This is a genomic window from Kibdelosporangium banguiense, assembly GCF_017876405.1.
GTDB classification, from domain to species: domain Bacteria; phylum Actinomycetota; class Actinomycetes; order Mycobacteriales; family Pseudonocardiaceae; genus Kibdelosporangium; species Kibdelosporangium banguiense.
Window position 1 is genome coordinate 7525030 of the sequence record NZ_JAGINW010000001.1, and the last position, 16422, is coordinate 7541451.

Genomic DNA, 16422 nt, shown 5'->3' on the forward strand with positions numbered 1-16422 from the left:
GGCGGGTGCCAGGATGACGGTATGGCGGACATTCTCCCCTTCCACCAGAAGCGCACGCCGGAGCCGCTGTGGCGTGAGGCGCTGGGCCGGAACCTGCGTGCGACCAGGGAGGAGCGGGGTGACCGCCTGGTCGACATCGCGGAGCGGGCCGGCATCTCACCGCAGTATCTGTCCGAGATCGAACGCGGTCGCAAGGAGCCGTCGAGCGAGATGATCGCCGCGGTCACCGGTGCGCTGGGCGTTGATCTGGCCGATCTGCTCGTCGGCATCGTGCGCGAGGTCCGGCAGCACCGCAGCACAGGTCCCGTGCTCATGGCCGCTTAGGTCCTGTGATCGATGACGTGGTCGGCGAGGCCGTAGGCGACGGCGCCGGACGCGTCGAACACGCGGTCCCGGTCGGTGTCGTGGCGCAGGTCTGCGACTCCGCGACCGGTGTGTTTCGAGAGGATCTCCTCCAGTTGGGTGCGTACCCGCACGACCTCGTCGGCCTGGAGAATCAGGTCCGGGATGGTGCCACGGCCCTGCGCCGCGGGCTGGTGCAGCACCACGCGGGTGTGGGGCAGCACGAAGCGGTGCCCGGCCTGACCCGCGGCCAGCAGTACCGCACCGGCCGCGACCGCCTGGCCGACGCATGTCGTGGCCACCGGCGCCTTGATGAAGCGCATGGTGTCGTACAGCGCGAGCATCGCCGACGGGTCACCGCCCTCGGAGTTGATGTACAGGTTGATCTCCTGGTCCGGGTTGTCGGCTTCCAGGTGCAGCAACTGGGCGATCAACGCGTTGGCCACGCCGGAGTCGATCGCGGTGCCGAGATAGACGATCCGCTCCGACAGCAGGTGCGAGTAGACGTCCATGATCCGCTCGCCGCCTGGGCTGCGCGTGATGACGTTGGGAATGGTGTAGGTGCTCATGCGCGCGCTCCCGTTGCCGGACGGAGTCCCAGCTCGTGGGTGCGCACGGGCACAACCTGGCCGAGATTGCCGACGATGTGGTCGATGAAGCCGTATTCCCGGGCCTGCTCGGTGGTGAACCAGCGGTCGTGCAGCGAGTCGGTGAAGATCCGGTCGATCGGCTGGCCGGTGTCCTCCGCGATGATCGCGAGCACCGTGTCCCGGGTGTGCCGCAGGTCGTCGGCCTGCACCTCCAGTTCGACCGCCGATCCGCTGATTCCCGACGAGCCCTGGTGCATCAGGATCCGGGCGTGCGGCAGGGCGAACCGTTTGCCCGGTGTGCCCGCGGACAGCAGGAACTGCCCCGCACTGCACGCGAGTCCCAGCGCGAGCGTGGCCACGTCACACGGCACGAGTCGCATCACGTCTCGGATGGCCAGCATCGCGGGGACCGAGCCACCCGGCGAGTGGATCCACAGCGCGATGTCCTTGCCGGGATCCTCGCTCGCCAGGGACAGCAGCTGGGTGGCGAGCACTGTCCCGTTGTCGTCGTCGAGCACACCGTCGAGGACCAGCACCCGCTGACTGAAGAACCGTTCCCGGAGCCGGTGGTCGAACAGTGGCTGTTTCTCGTTGTTCGTCATACCTCTGACGATGCCGTCGATCCAGTGCCGTCCGCTGGCCTCGCTGCTGTGGGCAGATCCGCTCTGAGCGGACTTTCCGGTCAACGGCCATAGTGGACGAACGCGGCCCAGTGCCATGGATCGTCCTTGGCATTGGGGGAGTGCCTGCTCCGTGCTGTCTCCAGCGATCGCAACTGTGCGGTTCGCAGTGCGTCGGCTGGGGCGAGAGCATCTTTGTTCAGCAGGGTATGGAAGGTCTCCAGCAGCGTGCGAGTCGATGCGTCGGAGACCGCCCACAGTGACCCTATGACGGCTCCGGCACCGATCGCGGCGAACACCGTGGCCAGGCTCAGGGCTTCGTCGTACTGCTCGACCGGTATCGCGCTGGAACACACGGACAGCACAACCAACGGCCCGCGGGCCAGCCTGCCGCGGTCGAGGAGGTTGTCGACTGTCAGGCGTTGCTCGTCGGCCAGAAGCAGATGTGAGTCCACGGACGGTGCCGTGCTCATCCCGTGGCAGGCGAAATGCAACACCGGCAGGTCATCGGGGGAGTCCAGCACCGATTCGGGTGTCGCAGGCTGGATGCCGGGTTCCTGTGGGCCACCGAGACGAATCGCGCGGGGGTAGTGGTCGCGCAGGATGCTTTCCCCTTCTTCGCGGGCGTGCGGCAGGTCGTGGGTGGGATCGACCACTACCAGACCGTGCCCGTTCATCGGGATCAACTCGGTACGAGCGAACCGCTGCAGCACCCGCGCAGAAGGGGCGTAGCTGATGACGGCCTCCTCCAACGCATAGCGATAGCGGGGCCTCCCGGTGCCGGGGATCTTGCGGCGGGCCACGTGCCACGGGATCAGTCCCAGCGAGCCGGTCGGGATCAGCACCAGTCTGGGTGGTCCCGTGACATGCCTGGCTACCTCGGCGATGACCTGCCTCATCGCGGCTTGCCACGCCCAGGACAGCACTGCGTCCAACGCGGTCCGCCACCGGCGAGTTCGGTCCGGATCCTCCGGGTCGGCGAGCCTACGGTCATGCGCGGTGGCGAACCGTTTCATCGCACCTCGCTTGGTTTCCACGAGAGCGTTGAGCCGTTTCGCGGTGACATGACCGTTGGCGTGCACCATCAGGGCCACACCTGCTTGTTCCTTGACGCCCTGAACGAGATAGACCAACGCGTCCACGCCCAGAGCGCGGCAGCCTGCGGCCAGATCAGCAGGTTCCGGGGCGTCGAGCAGGTCGGCGATTGCGCGAGCCCTGGTGTCACCGCTGTGGGTGAGCGCCTGCAGCACACGGTGGCGTAGTTCGTCGTCGATTTCCGCGCCGGTGATCGCGCGGTTCGGGTGGCGTCTGGTCGCGTTGAGCCATTCGTCCCGCAGCTGGGTTAGCCCGGCGGCGTCCAGCAGTTCGGTGACGGTGGTCCGGGCGGTCACCGAGTGCACGACCAGGGCCCGCAGCGATTCGACCACTTTCAGTGCTTCGGCGTGAGCTTCGTCGTCCAAGCACCATCTGATGTGCGCGGCGCTCTTGTCGACTGTCCGTTGTGCACTGTGGACCGCCTCTGTCGTGGAAGGCTGTACCAGCAAGTCCCACATGTGCCCGCGAAGGGCTTCCCGGGCCGTGGCCCGCGCGAGATCGGCCTGACCCAGTGCGCGTTGGACGCGGGCGTGCTCGTGCAACAGGTCGGTCCGGCGGCTGTTGCCGCGCTCTTCAGCGAGCTGCGTGATCAGCTGTCCCAGCTGGACCTCCGTCTCGACGAGATCCGCACGGTCGGCAGCTGTCCCGCGGCGCTCGAACCGCATCCGTACCGCGATGGACTGCACTTCCGTGAGTTTGACCGCGTCGTCGCGATCGATGTTCGGGACGGCCGACGCCTTCTTGCAGCACGCGATGGCCTCGTCGGCGAGATGATGATCGACGCCGTTCGTGTGCTGGTATCTGAGGACGTGTACCCGGGCGAGGTTGATCAAGACCGATGCGTGCCATCGGTGACCGTCGGGCAGCTCTCCGGCAGCGTGGGTCAGAAGGTGTTGCGTGTTGTCGAGGTCGTTGCCCGACTCGGTGAGTTCGAAGCGGGCCAACAGGTACACCGCCAGGTTCTGCAGGACTTCCGGACGGCGGACACGGTCATGCGGTGCGCGCTCCACCGCACGCGTGCCCATGACGATGGCGTCCGCCAGGAACCGCGGATCCTTGCTGGACAGGTAACTGGAGTGCAGTGCGATCGCGGAGGCGTTGAGCTGCTCGAAGTCGGGGTCGTCCGGCGCGAGCGAGGCGAGCAGCTCCCTGGCCAGGTTGAGGTCGGCGGCCGACCCTCGCTGACGGTGCCGGACCTGGAGCGCGTCGGCCAGACCGCTGACCCACCGGGGTCTCTGCCGATGGTCGGCCGCCGTGACCCGGACGACCTCGGCGAGCGTGTCCACCGCCTCGTCCAGGTCACGGAAGTCGCCACGCGCGTCGAACCGTGCCAGCAGGATCTCCGCGTGCGCCGCGCGCCACGCCGTCAGCTCCGGATGGTCCGGCGCGAAGGCGGCGATCCCCGACGCGGACGTCACGACCGCTTCGTCCAGGTCGTCGGCCGTGCCGAAACTCGTGTACCGCAACAGATGCGCGTTGGCCAGGCTGACCAGCCAGGAACCTGCCTCCGGGTGGCCTTCGCGAGTGCCGGCCACTGCTTGCTGCTGCAGCCGGACCGCCTCGTCGAGAGTTGTCCGCGATCCGGTGAGCTCGAACTGCTCACGGAGGATCACCCCCAGCTCGCGCAGCCGGCCCGGGTGGGCAGGGTCGTCGGCGAGCGCGTCACGCAGTACTGCCACCGCGCCGTTGAGGTCGTCGGGATCGGCGGTCCGCTCATAGCGCATACGTTCGGCTGCGCCAAGGATTTCCCGCCAGTTCGCGAGAAGGGGCGGGTCGTCGGTGGCTTCGTCCACCGCCTGCCGCGCCTGCCCGATCGCCTCGTCCAGATCTTCCAGGCGACCGAACCGGTCGTATCGCAGGCAAAGCGCGTGTGCCAGGTTGCCGGGACCGATGTGCCTGCGCGGGACATTGCCCTCCGGCCGCGTACGTACACACTCACGCAGCGCTGCGATCGCCTCGTCGAGCACGGAGACTTCGTCCGTGGCGGAGAACTGCACGGTCAGCACATTTCCAACGCTGGACAGGTGCTTCCACCGGTCTTCGGGCGCTGCATTCGCTGCGGCCTGCCTGTGCCCTTCGACGGCCGCGAGGAGGTCGGCCTCGTCACCTCGTCGTTCGTACCTGGTCAGCAGGCAGTCGGCATGGAGGCGTTGGTGTTCGGCCAAAGCCGCGTAACCTGCGGACAGTTCTACTGCGGTGTGCGCCCTGTCGATGGCTTCGGTGATGTCGGCGTCTGCGTCTCTTTCGTCGTAGCGGGTCTGCAGATCCTCCGCGAGCCATGCCTCGCGGTCGGCCAGTTCGAAGCTGCCCGCGGGGCTGTGGGCCACCGAGTGTCTCCGCAGGCCGATCGCCGCCTCGAGGTCGACTTCGTCGCCGGTAAGCCGAAAGCGCATCCGGTAGGCGTTCGCAAGGGTATCGCCGAGGTCGAGGTCGGTCCTGCCACCGGCGGTGAAACCGTTGTCCAGCGCGTTGATCGCATTGTCCAGATCGGATAGTTCACGGCTGTCGACGTACGTCTCAAAGGCGTGGTGCCCATACTCGATCAGATCGGTGACGTCTTGCTCCATTCGATGAAAATATCGACGGTGCGGGCGTCGCACGATGGGCTGATTGTGGACATTTTCGGGACATGTTCCGGTGTGCGGCGCGGATGTGCGGGACCGGTGTGGTCCGGGGCGGCAGAATATGGCGAGTGCCCGGCTGCGGATCATCATGGAGGACAGTGCTGCCATGCCGATGAACGACGGGGCCGAGTGGGATCTCGCGATGGCCGAGGCGCGAGCGGAGGCGCACAGGCAGTTGAAAGACGTGCTGGCGTGGCGGTTTCCGGAGCCACGGTGGCAACGGGTGGCCGAGATCGTCCAGTCCATCGACGACGCTGTCCGCGACGGTGATCTCACCATGCTGGAGTCCGCGACCGCAGCTCTGGAACTGCAAAGCTCGTACCGGATCACCCGTATCGGTTCGGACAAGGTCGAGGCTCCTGCGCAAGTCCGCGAACGGGTGAACCGGCTCCAGCACACCCTGACCGAGTCGGCGGCCCGGCCCGGCGCGGACGATCGGGGGGACGACGGGCATGACGGGCATGACAGAGCTGACGATCGGCGATGAGGAACTGCTCGTCCACGTCTTCGTCGTCCTGGACGAGTTCACCGGCGACCGGCCCTACCAGCGGCTTCGTGAGCTGTGGGAGAACTGCCGGCCACTGATGGGCCGGGCGATCGTCGGCACGGACCTGCCCGTGCACCTGCCCGCCGATGCCGCCGAACTGCCCGACGGGTTCGTCGCCGAGGCCGTCATCGCCGGTCAGGAGAGCGTCGGCGGTGACTGCCAGGCTGTGCTGCGGCGTCGACACGATGTGCTGAACCTGTCCATCGCGTTCGCAGCCGTTGGGGGCTCACGATCTGGGGCCTGGGCGGATTTCGAACGGCAGTGGGAGGGCCTGCTCGCCGGTTTCGAGGACGCACTGGTCGGTGAAGTGCGTATCTACTACGGCAAAGTGCCGGAGTCCGACGACTTGCCGCTGACCGCGTCGACCGGCCTCGCCGACGCGGCACGCCGGTCACTGCCACCAGTGCCGGAACAACCGGGATGGCAGACGACCGGCATCACGACCACCGCGGGATTTCCGGTGTGGGAGATCTCGCCGAGGGACGATTCCCGCACACTGCGCCGCATCCTGGTGCTCACGCCGGAGCAGCACGACGCCCGGCTCAGCGCCTGGGTGTGGTCGGCAGGCCATCCAGGCGCACCGCCGTTGGCCGGTTACCTGCTGCACATGGCGAAGATCCGTTACCAGATGCGGGTCTGGGACCGGGGCAAGAGCCTGCGCGGCCTGCGGGCCAGGGCCGCGGACAGTTTCGCCCGGATCCGGGCGGGATCCGACGACCAGGACCCCGGGCTGCGCGACGTGGAACTGGATGTCGCCTCGGCGCTGGCCGCGCTGCTGACCATGAAGCAGACAGTCGAGATCGCGACCCACAACATGATGCTCAACCTGGCCGATGCCGTACCGGCCGGTCAGGGCCACGACATGTTCGGCGACGACCGCGCGTTGGCGGAGATCTTCCCGGCGCAGCTCGACGACGAGATCGCGTACCTGCGCGCCGACCAGGACCTGCTCCGCGAGGCACGTGAGATCACGGCTGTTCGATCACCTGCGCGGACCCGGAGCGTGTCCGTTTCCCCGATCCGGACAAGCGAGCCGACCATCGGCATCCTCACCGCGATGCCGTTGGAATTCCACGCGATGCGGTCCCTGCTGGACGACGTCCAGGAAGCCACGTTGCCTCTCGATCACGCGCGTTACGTGCGTGGCGTGCTGCCAAGCCTCGATCCCGACAGCCCTCACCACGTTGTTCTCGCCCAGACCGGGGCCACTGGCACCAACCCGGCTGCTGACGCGGCCACGAACATGGCGCGCAGCTTTCCGACTGTCACCGGCCTGATCATGACCGGCATCGCCGCGGGCGTACCGGACCCGCGTGACCCGCAACGGCATGTCCGTCTTGGCGACATCGTGGTCGCCAGCTGGGGCATCGTCGAGTACGAGCACGTCGTCGTCCGGGAGGGCGAGGGAGTCGAGCTGCGGGAGACGTTTCCCCGGCCGTGGCAGAAGCTGTGCCGGGGTGCCGACCGGCTGGAGGCCGACGAGGAGGAGGACCTACGGCCATGGGAGCAGTGGCTGGACGTCAGCGCCACGCCCAGCCTGGCCCGATATGCCCGCCCGTCGGACGACACCGACCTGCTCGCGCCCGGTCCGGACGGCGTGCGGCCCAGGCATCCCAGGCGTTCGGCGAGCAAGCACCGGGCCGGGTGGCCCAAAGTCCACCAGGGCCGGATCGGTAGCGCGAACGTGTCGTTGCGGGACGGCCGGATCCGCGACCAGCTGGCCGCCCAGTACGGCCTGCGCGCATTCGAGATGGAAGGCGCGGGCGTGGGAACCAGCGCCTTTCTCAACGACCGGCACTGGTTCATGGTGCGCGGCATCAGCGACTACGCCGACAAGTCGTTCGGCACTCCCTGGCGCAGGTATGCGGCCCTCGCCGCCGCAGCGTACGTCCGTGCATTGCTGGCGGTCAGTCAACCGGAGCCACTCTCGCACCGATCCGGAGAACAGTCGAATGTCCTTTGAGGAACTGCTCGATTCGGTCGTGCGGCGCATCATGACTCATCAGGAGTCCGCAGACGCGGATGTCATCCTGTCCGAGGACGCACTCGCGGACGCCGAGCGGCTCGCGGAGGCCACGCCTGAGCGGCCCGAAGCCCTGCGCGCATTGGGTTACTTCTTCTATTTTCGCTCGCAGGCGCGGCCTGACGAGAGCGCGCTGGTCGATTTCGGGCTTTCGTTGCGTTACCTGGCAGCTTTGAGCTCCGATCCCGACATGATTCCCGCACCGGTTCGTCGTGTGCTGGGGCCTGCCGCGGAGCCGGCCCGGCAGATCGGTATCGCCGGCGAAATGACCGGCGCGGCGGTGCGAATGGCTCACCCTGTCCTGCTCGACACCGCGATCGACCTCTACACTGCGGCGGCTTCCTCAAACGACGCGGGACGTCTTTCGGATCTGGGCGCCGCCTACCGGATGCGCGCCAAACGGACCGGATCAGTGCAGGACCTGGCCGCCGCCATCGAGACGGGGACGCAGGCTCTCGCCGTCGAGGACAGTCATCCCAACCGGCCGGGAATGCTGTCGAATCTCAGTGCGACATATCAGCTGCGGTATGACCGGACGGGTGAACTGACAGACCTGGACAAGGCGATCGACCTGAGCACAACGGCTTTGGCCGCTGTCACCCCAGAGCACGAGGAATGGGTGGGATTCCTGTCCAACCTCGGTGCTGCGCACAACGTCCGCTTCGCGCGTACGGGGGCGAAAGCCGATCTGGACAAGGCGATCGAGTACGGTACAGCGGCTGTCGAAGCCGCGCCGGAGGATCATCCCGGCCGGTCGCTGTACCAGTTCAGGCTCGCGGTGGCGTTCCGGCTGCGATCCGTGCGGAACGGGGATTTGGCCGACCTGGCCCGCGCGATCGAGGTCTTCGGCGACATTCTCCGGACGGTCGCGCACGATCACCCGGATATGCCGATGTACCAGGCCAATCTGGCGTCGGCCCTGCTGAACCGGTTCGAGCGCACCGGAAGTCCCGGCGATCTCGCCAGGTCGATCGAGTTGTACGAACAGTCGGTGCGCGGAACCCTGCCTGAGGACCCCCGACGGTCGAGCCGGCTGTCGAACCTTGCCTACGCCTACCAGTGCCAGTTCGAACGCACCGGACGCCTGGCGAGCCTGGACCAGGCCATCGACCTGGGCGAACAGGTACTGGCCAGTCCCGACGTGGACGCGTTTCACGCCAGATATCTGGCCAATCTGGGCCTGGCCTACAAGAGCCGGTACGGCCGGACCCGGGTACTGGCAGACCTCCGGCGCGCGGAGCAGTTGTACGAAGAGGCGCTCGAAGGTGTCTCGGCTGAGGATCCCACCAGGGCACAGCTGGCCTCGAACCTCGGCAGAGTGCACATGAACGTGTTCGAACGCACCGGCGAAGAGGAGAGCCTCGAGCGCGCGATCGATCTGCACCAGCAGGCGTTGCACGCCACCGCGCCCGATCACCCGAACCGGGCCGGATACCAGGTCAACCTCGGCGCGGCCTATGTTGTCCAATTCGGACACAATGATATGATCGCGGACCTGGACCGGGCGATCGAGTTGTACGAGCAGGCCATCGCCGCCACACCCGGCGACGTCCCCGACCGCTCGATGTACCTGTCCAACCTGGCGATCGCCTGCCGAAACCGGTTCGAGCGCACGGGAATACCACAAGACCTCGACCGGGCGCTGCGAGCGGCCACCGAAGCGGTGGACACGACAGCCGTTGACCATCCCGCCCGCGCGGGAAGACTCGCCACGCTGTGTCGCGTACACCTGCAGCGCGATGAGGTTGATCCCGAAGTCGCACGAAAGCTCGTGACGGAAGCCGAACAGACGGACACAGCACCTCCGGCGGACCAGGCCCGGGTCAGGTTCGAGGCAGGTACGCTCGCGCATGCCGCGGGGGAACACCGGCTGGCAGCGGATCTGCTCGACCGCGCGGTGGAGTTGCTGCCGTCGTTGTATCCCCGGGAATCGGACTGGGAGGACCAGGAACACACCCTGGGCCAGCACACCGGCCTGATCTCGGAAGCGGTGGCCGTCCACTGTGCACTTCAGGAGTACGGCGAGGCGGTGCGGGTCGCCGAGCAGGGCCGGGCGATCCTGCTGAGCGCCCAGTTCGACCTGCGGGCCGGCCTGACCTCGGCGTTGCCCGACGGGCCGGTCATCATGGTCAACTCCGGCAGCCGGCGCAGTGACGCGGTGATCATCGACGGTGGGTTGCGGCATGTCGCCCTGCCGGACATGAAACCGGCGGACGTCCGCCGTCACATCCACACGCTGATCGAGGAAACCGGCGGCGACGTTGACGACCCGGAGCGGACATCGCGGGTCATCACCGAAATCACGGGCTGGCTCTGGGACTGCGCGGTCAAGCCGATCCTCGACGCTCTGCCCGGCAGCGATCCGCTGCCCCGGGTGTGGTGGATGCCGACCGGTCTGCTCGGTCTTTTGCCCCTGCACGCGGCTGGGCATGTCGGCGAACCCGGTGCTCTGGACAAGGTGGTGTCCTCGTACACATTGACCCTGCATACCTTGGCGCGTCTGAAGTCTGGCGTACCAACCGAACCCCGGCGTCAGCTTGTCGTGACAGGCAAGGAGGATGACGGGCTGCCTGGCACGAGAGCCGAAGCGGAGTTCCTGCACACACGCTTTCCGCACATGCCGCTCTTGGCCGATGATCAGGCCACACGGCAACGAGTCCTGACCGCGCTTCAGGAATGCACCTGGGGACACTTCGCCTGCCACGCCGTGGCCAACGCCGAAACCCCGTCGCGCAGTGGGCTGGAGCTGGCCGACGGAATCCTGTCGCTGCCACAGATCAGCAGGCTGCGCCTGGACAACGCGGAGCTGGCCTACCTGTCGGCCTGTTCCACCGCTACGCCGGGATGGCAGCACGCGGACGAAGCGCTACACATCGCGTCGGCGTTCCAGCTCGCCGGATTCCGGCATGTCATCGCCAGTCTCTGGCCCATGAACGACTCGGTCGCCGGACAAGCCGCCGAGGCGTTCTACGGTCAGGTGTCCAGCGCGGACAGCGCCGCGCGGACGTTGCACCAGATCACATTGCAGCTTCGCAAGAAGAGACCCGCGCACCCTTATCTCTGGGCACCGCTGGTCCACACCGGCCGCTAAGGTCCGGCGGCCCGTTTTTCCTTGACCTGTCTGGAGAACAGGGGAACGGCGGCACGGCCGGTCACGAAGATCGCCACGACCGAAGCGGCACCGGCGCCCAGGTGCAGACTGGCCTGGGCCGCCTGGCGGGTAACAACCTCTGGATCAATTACCGCGGTTTTCGCTGACTGGCCCGATATCGCGCCAGTACGTCCTCGCGGAGCAATGATCCGAATCCGGCGGATTCGATGCGCAGGCCGAGCTGGGCCTCGGTCAGGCCGAGGGACTCGGCGGTGCTCGGCAGGTGCCAGTCATGGCCGGCGAGCTGGGTCAGCAGGTGGCCACGGCGGATCTGGTTCTCCGACAGCCGGAAGGTCTTCAGGTACGCCGTGCGGCCGTGCCGGTCGGTGATCAGCTCGCCGATGTGGTTCTCCTGCTTGAGCTGGAAGCCAGGCAGGAAGCGGGTCAGCGTGTAGTCGCCCATGCGGTAGACGCGGCGCATGTCGTACGTGGCGTCCAGCAGACCTGAGGCCATGGTCGAGGAGTGGAACTGCGGCCACGCGAGCTGCTGCCGCGCGGCGGCGGCCCGCAGGTCGGCGAGAGTCTGGACGTGGGTTTCGTTCAACTGCACACGGAACTGCGGGACGGGCGTGGCGTATGTCGCGTACTGATAGACCAGGTCGCCGTAGAGATCCTGGATGAGGGTGGGGTGCAGCGCGCGGTAGTCGTCGGGGTGCGGCACCACGAACGCCGCCGCCAGCGTGTCGGCCACGTAGAGCAGGACCCCGCACTGACCGGGGTGGATTTCGAAGATCCGCAGCGCGTCCCCGAGACCGGCGACCGCGGCACCGACGTACGCCTGTTCGGCACGTGGCGACAGACCGTTCCGGATCGCGCGCTGCGACCACTCTTCCCACACGAGCGTCGGCCCGCCGAAATGCAGGGCCAGATATCCCTCGACCGCGAGGTGCATCGGCAGGAAACGCAGCCGGTTCTTGTCGGCCCGCCGTGCCATCTTCCGGTGGAAATGCAAGGGAATGCAGGCCGAAGGCGAGGTGCCGGTCTCTTTGATCTCGGTGCCGTACGCGGCGGCGGGAGTGTCGTCGTCGGACCATGTCGCCACGAACCCATGTGGGATGTATGACATGTACGAGGTTCGGCGGTCGACTTCGACAATGCCGAGGCTGTCACCGTAGATCTCGGCGTGCAGCCGCAAGGTCCGGATCGGCTCGTCGCGGACGAGCGGCACGAGCCGGACACCGCCCCACACCTGGGAAGGCCGGACGGACACGCCGGTGAGATCGAGTGTGGCCATCATCCCTCCAGGAATCGGGCGATCCGGTCGTCGAAGTGTGCACGCAGCTCGTCAAGGCCCGTCCGGCCTTCGGTGAACCCGGCGAACTCGACGAGGGCCGGCACGTCCTCGGCGTCACGCACCCCGACCGTGGGCACGTGGCCGAGCCGCTTTACGTCGAAAGTGTCCGCGTCGTACTCGGGATTGAGGTGGACGACGCTGACCTGATGGCCGGGATCCAGCCGGGTTCGCCAGACCCGCAGCACCTCTCCGGCCAGCCCGTCCGGCGCGTTGTCCCAACCGTCGGACACGATCAACAGCCGGTCCGGGTTGTGCTCCAACGCGTCGAGCACGCGTTCACCCAGCGGTGTCATGCCGTATGGGTACGTCATCAACGCGTCTGGTCGCCCGGACGTCCACAGTGGAAAGTAGCTGTCGGACATCGCCTCGAACAGGTAGTGGCAGGCGAGCGCGACCGCCAACGGGCGCCTGCGTTTCTGCCTGGACCCGGATGCCGAAAAGCTGTCGTCCAGCACCGCGGCGACCCGTCCCCAACGGTGGTTGGCCACCCGTGCCGCCGCGCTCCGCAGGGCAGCAGTGAGCTCCTCACGCCGCGCAGCACGGTCCGGCAATGGCAACGACAGGACGTACGAAGCAAGACGTGTCAACGGCATCGATGTCAGGTCCGTGCCGAGGTCGACCTTGCTACGACGGGCGGATTCCTGCAGCCGCAGGCGTTCCAGCCGTGTCATCCGGGGCGTGATCTGCTCAAGGAACTTGGCCCGGTCGATTTTGTGTTTGGCGGCGAAGCCTTCCGCGACCGTGTACGGCAGGTCGTAGACAGCCGCACGCTCGTAGTGTGCCCGGCGCCAGGACTCCAGGATCGGTGTGTCGTAACGGGTCTTCCCGGTGAACAGGAAAGGTCCGAGCTCTTCGCCCGCAGGATTGACGTGCGCATGCCGCACCGCCTGCTTGAGGGGCGTGCGGTACTTCACGGCATCGAACGCGGGATCAGGCCGATGCGCCAGCCAGTCCCGGATGATCGCCCTCGTGCGCCGGTTGTTCACCCGGTACTGCCGTAGCCTGCGGAACAGCTCGTACACCCGTTGCGGCGCAACAAGACGCAGCCGACGGCCAATCAGCTGCCCTTCGATGCGGCGCTGCTCCAGGCCGGCATCGCCGGACGTCGCCAGCAGCCGGTGCGTGATCAGAACGGCGTTGTGGTCGTTGATGTCCAACGCCAGGACCGCGGCGTACAGGTCCCGGTAGTTGCCGATCATGTACTCGTGCAGGAAGTCCAGCGACAGCCGCTGCTCGTTGGCGGCACTGTGGAACTCGCGCTGACCGCTTGACGTGATCGCCGCGTTGACGAACATGAGCATGTCCTCAGCGGTGACGCGATCCATCGTTCCTCCCCAGGCCAGGCGCCGGCCGGGGAATGGGGGCACGAGCAGCGAAGCATCGCTGTAAAGGCGGGTTCCGGAAGTCGCACCGTAGTCCCACGGCCGGCTCGCGAACCGTAGCAGCAGCGATGATCATCCATGAACGGATTTCCGGCGGGCGGCGCGGTGAGGGCCCGGTAACGGATGAGTTCCAGGCTCTTGACGGCTGGTCTCTGACTGCGTAGACATGACTACGCAGTCACACTGTTGACCTCGTCGAATGGACGAGTGACCGCCGGGAGATGCGATGACGCAACTGGGCCGAGGTGGGGGTTCCGCCGCGCCGCGAAGCGTGGACGTGGCCCGGCTGGCGGGCGTGTCGCAGAAAACGGTGTCACGGGTGTTCAACAATGAGCCGTACGTGTCCGACGAGGTGCGTCAACGCGTTCTGGGTGCCGCTGAAGAGCTGGGTTACCGGTTGAACAACGCGGCGCGGGCATTGGCGTCCGGACGGACGCGGACGATCGGTGTCGTGACGCTGGGGACGGCGTTGTACGGACCTGCCTCGCTGCTGGTCGGTATCGAGCGAGCTGCGCGCGACACCGGATACACCGTGCGCGTGGTCAACACGGCTGACGGGGCTCCGGCGGGTATCGCGGGTGCCGTGGAGTCGTTGCTGGACCAGGGTGTGGACGGGATCGTCATTTCCGAGCCGATCGACCAGGGCGAGGTCACGCTCCGTGTGGACGTGCCCGTGCTGGTGCTCGGCGCGCCTGCTGATATCGCTGGTCCACGGGCTGTGGCGGCGGGCGTTCGGTCCGATCTGCTGGCCCGCGCGGCCACCGAGCATCTGCTGGATCTGGGGCATGCGACTGTCCATCATCTCGCTGGTCCGCAGCGGTGGTATTCCGCGCGGGACCGGCTGGAGGGCTGGCGGGCAGCACTGACGGACCGCGGGGCGTACCTGCCTGCGGTGGTCGAGGGGGACTGGTCGGCCGCGTCCGGCTATGAGGTGGGCCGTGAGCTGGCCGCCGATCAAGACGTCACCGCGGTGTTCGCCGCGAACGACGACATGGCCATCGGCCTGATCCGCGCATTGCTGGAAGCAGGCAGGCGGGTACCGGAGGACGTCAGCGTCGTCGGTTTCGACGACATCCCGGTCGCCGCCTACGTCACTCCTCGCCTGACCACCGTGCGTCAGCCGTTCGACGCGGTGGCCAAGCAGGGACTCGAGCTACTCGTGCACGCCATCGAGAACCCCGACGCGGACCCGTTGCCGGCCGGTGACCCACCAGTCGACCTCGTCGTGCGCGCCTCCACAGCACCGCCGCCGTCCCGGACGACCCCGGAATAGGCCTCAGTTCCCCGCGCACGCCATCGCCAGGCGTGCCGCTCACCCCTCCTCGGCGGGAGTTCGCCATGCCTGAAAACCTCACCAGCCGCTCCGGGTTCAGCCGCCGGTCCTTCCTCAGCGCGGTGGGAGCCACATCCTTGACCGCGGCATTAGCCGCGTGCAGCGGCGACGCCAGTGGCGGCGCCGCGACCCAGGCGGTCAGCCAGGCCGACATCGACAAGGCGATGTCGGCGCCGACCGAGTTGACGTTCTGGACCTGGGTCCCGGACATCCAGCAGGAAGTCGCGCTGTTCGAGACGAAGTACCCGGCCATCAAGATCAACGTGGTCAACGCGGGCCAGGGAACGCCCCAGTACACGAAGTTGCGCACTGCCCTGCAGGCCGGCAGCGGTGCCCCCGACGTGGTGCAGATCGAGTTCCAGTACATCCCGACCTTCGCGGTCATCGACAGCCTGCTGGACCTGCGGCCCTACGGTGCCTCGGCGCTGAAGGACAAGTTCGTCGACTGGACGTGGGGACAGGTCACCGGTTCCGGCGGTGAGATCTGGGCGATCCCGCAGGACACCGGGCCGATGGGCCTGCTGTACCGGCAGGACATCTTCGATCAGTACGGTATTGCCGTCCCCAAGACCTGGGACGACTTCGCTGCCGCGGCGCGCAAACTCCACGCGGCCAATCCGGAGATCTATCTGACCAACCTTGCCCAGAACCAGCCCGCCGCGTGGCACGGCCTGATGTGGCAGGCCGGGGCCAAGCCGTACGGGAGCACCAGCAAGAGCGACATCTCCATCAACGTCGACGACGACATCGCCAGGAAACTCGCCACGTACTGGGGCGGACTGGCCAAGGACGGCGTCATCGGCGTCGAGCCGGACTTCACCGACGCCTGGTACGCCGCCCTCAACAGCGGCAAGTACGCCACGTGGATCACCGCAGCCTGGGGCCCGGTGTTCCTGTCCGGCTCGGCCAAAGCCACCGCCGGGAAGTGGCGCGCGGCGCCCCTGCCACAGTGGGACGCCTCGAAGCCGAGTTCCGGCAACTGGGGCGGCTCGACGAGCGCGGTCATCAAGAGCACCAAGAACCCCATTGCGGCCGCGCAGTTCGCCCAGTTCGTCAACAGTGACCCGGAAAGCGCGAAGCTGTTCGCCACCAAGCAGTTCTTCTTCCCCGCGACCAAGGCACTGCTGGCCGATCCCGCCTACGTCGGCGACGCGCCCGCGTTCTACGGCGGCCAGAAGGTCAACCAGGTGTTCGCCGACATCGGCAACACCGTCAACGTTTCCTTCCAGTGGCCGCCGTTCCTCGACCAGGTGGCCACGGACTGGACCGAGACCGTCGGAAAGTCGTTGGCCGACAAGGCTGACACGGTCGCCGCGAGTGCCCAGTGGCAGTCCCGGATCACGACCTTCGCCAAGAACCAGGGCTTCACCGTCCAGGGGCGATGATGGTAGCCGTCACCGGTCGCACGCGGCACGGAACGG

The 16422-nt window shown here is 67.2% G+C and carries 11 protein-coding genes; 6 read left to right on the forward strand and 5 right to left on the reverse strand.

Features of this window, described 5'->3' with window-relative positions; all coding sequences use genetic code 11:
• The first annotated feature begins 21 nt into the window (after positions 1-21).
• Complete coding sequence (locus JOF56_RS34785; protein WP_209643681.1) at positions 22-324, forward strand: helix-turn-helix domain-containing protein; 303 nt, start codon at positions 22-24, stop codon at positions 322-324.
• Here the strand turns inward: JOF56_RS34785 and JOF56_RS34790 are convergent.
• The 3 genes from JOF56_RS34790 to JOF56_RS34800 all read right to left on the reverse strand — a co-directional run bounded on the left by JOF56_RS34790 (position 321) and on the right by JOF56_RS34800 (position 5214).
• Positions 321-911 (reverse strand): ClpP family protease, encoded by a 591-nt coding sequence (locus tag JOF56_RS34790; protein ID WP_209643682.1) that lies wholly within the window; start codon positions 909-911, stop codon positions 321-323. The genes JOF56_RS34785 and JOF56_RS34790 overlap by 4 nt on opposite strands.
• Positions 908-1534 carry a ClpP family protease gene (locus tag JOF56_RS34795; RefSeq protein ID WP_209643683.1) on the reverse strand — a complete coding sequence of 209 codons (627 nt, stop codon included), beginning with the start codon at positions 1532-1534 and terminating at the stop codon, positions 908-910. Before JOF56_RS34795 ends, JOF56_RS34790 begins: the two co-directional genes overlap by 4 nt.
• 80 nt (positions 1535-1614) lie before the next feature.
• The gene (locus JOF56_RS34800) at positions 1615-5214 is read right to left on the reverse strand and encodes a CHAT domain-containing protein (RefSeq protein WP_209643684.1); all 3600 of its coding nucleotides are present in this window, start codon (positions 5212-5214) and stop codon (positions 1615-1617) included.
• Positions 5215-5332: 118 nt separating this feature from the next.
• Between JOF56_RS34800 and JOF56_RS34805 the strand changes: the two genes are divergently transcribed.
• The 3 genes from JOF56_RS34805 to JOF56_RS34815 are packed head-to-tail and all read left to right on the forward strand — an operon-like array spanning position 5333 to position 10932.
• Positions 5333-5758, forward strand: a complete 426-nt coding sequence (locus JOF56_RS34805; protein WP_209643685.1) for a CATRA system-associated protein — start codon at positions 5333-5335, stop codon at positions 5756-5758.
• Entirely contained in the window at positions 5724-7781 is a 2058-nt protein-coding gene (locus JOF56_RS34810; protein WP_209643686.1) for a CATRA conflict system CASPASE/TPR repeat-associated protein, read from the forward strand. The genes JOF56_RS34805 and JOF56_RS34810 overlap by 35 nt, the downstream gene beginning before the upstream one ends.
• Positions 7771-10932, forward strand: a complete 3162-nt coding sequence (locus JOF56_RS34815) for a CHAT domain-containing protein (protein ID WP_209643687.1) — start codon at positions 7771-7773, stop codon at positions 10930-10932. Before JOF56_RS34810 ends, JOF56_RS34815 begins: the two co-directional genes overlap by 11 nt.
• Positions 10933-11080: 148 nt before the next feature.
• Here JOF56_RS34815 and JOF56_RS34820 read toward each other — a convergent pair whose 3' ends face one another.
• Together JOF56_RS34820 and JOF56_RS34825 are read right to left on the reverse strand one after the other, a co-directional pair.
• Positions 11081-12226 (reverse strand): ARPP-2 domain-containing protein, encoded by a 1146-nt coding sequence (locus tag JOF56_RS34820; protein ID WP_209643688.1) that lies wholly within the window; start codon positions 12224-12226, stop codon positions 11081-11083.
• Entirely contained in the window at positions 12226-13611 is a 1386-nt protein-coding gene (locus JOF56_RS34825; protein ID WP_209643689.1) for a hypothetical protein, read from the reverse strand. Before JOF56_RS34825 ends, JOF56_RS34820 begins: the two co-directional genes overlap by 1 nt.
• Before the next feature lie 283 nt (positions 13612-13894).
• Between JOF56_RS34825 and JOF56_RS34830 the strand changes: the two genes are divergently transcribed.
• Together JOF56_RS34830 and JOF56_RS34835 are read left to right on the forward strand one after the other, a co-directional pair.
• On the forward strand, positions 13895-14941 hold the full coding sequence (locus JOF56_RS34830) for a LacI family DNA-binding transcriptional regulator (protein ID WP_209643690.1): 1047 nt from the start codon (positions 13895-13897) through the stop codon (positions 14939-14941).
• Between the two features lie 65 nt (positions 14942-15006).
• Complete coding sequence (locus tag JOF56_RS34835; RefSeq protein WP_209643691.1) at positions 15007-16386, forward strand: extracellular solute-binding protein; 1380 nt, start codon at positions 15007-15009, stop codon at positions 16384-16386.
• Positions 16387-16422 lie beyond the last annotated feature (36 nt).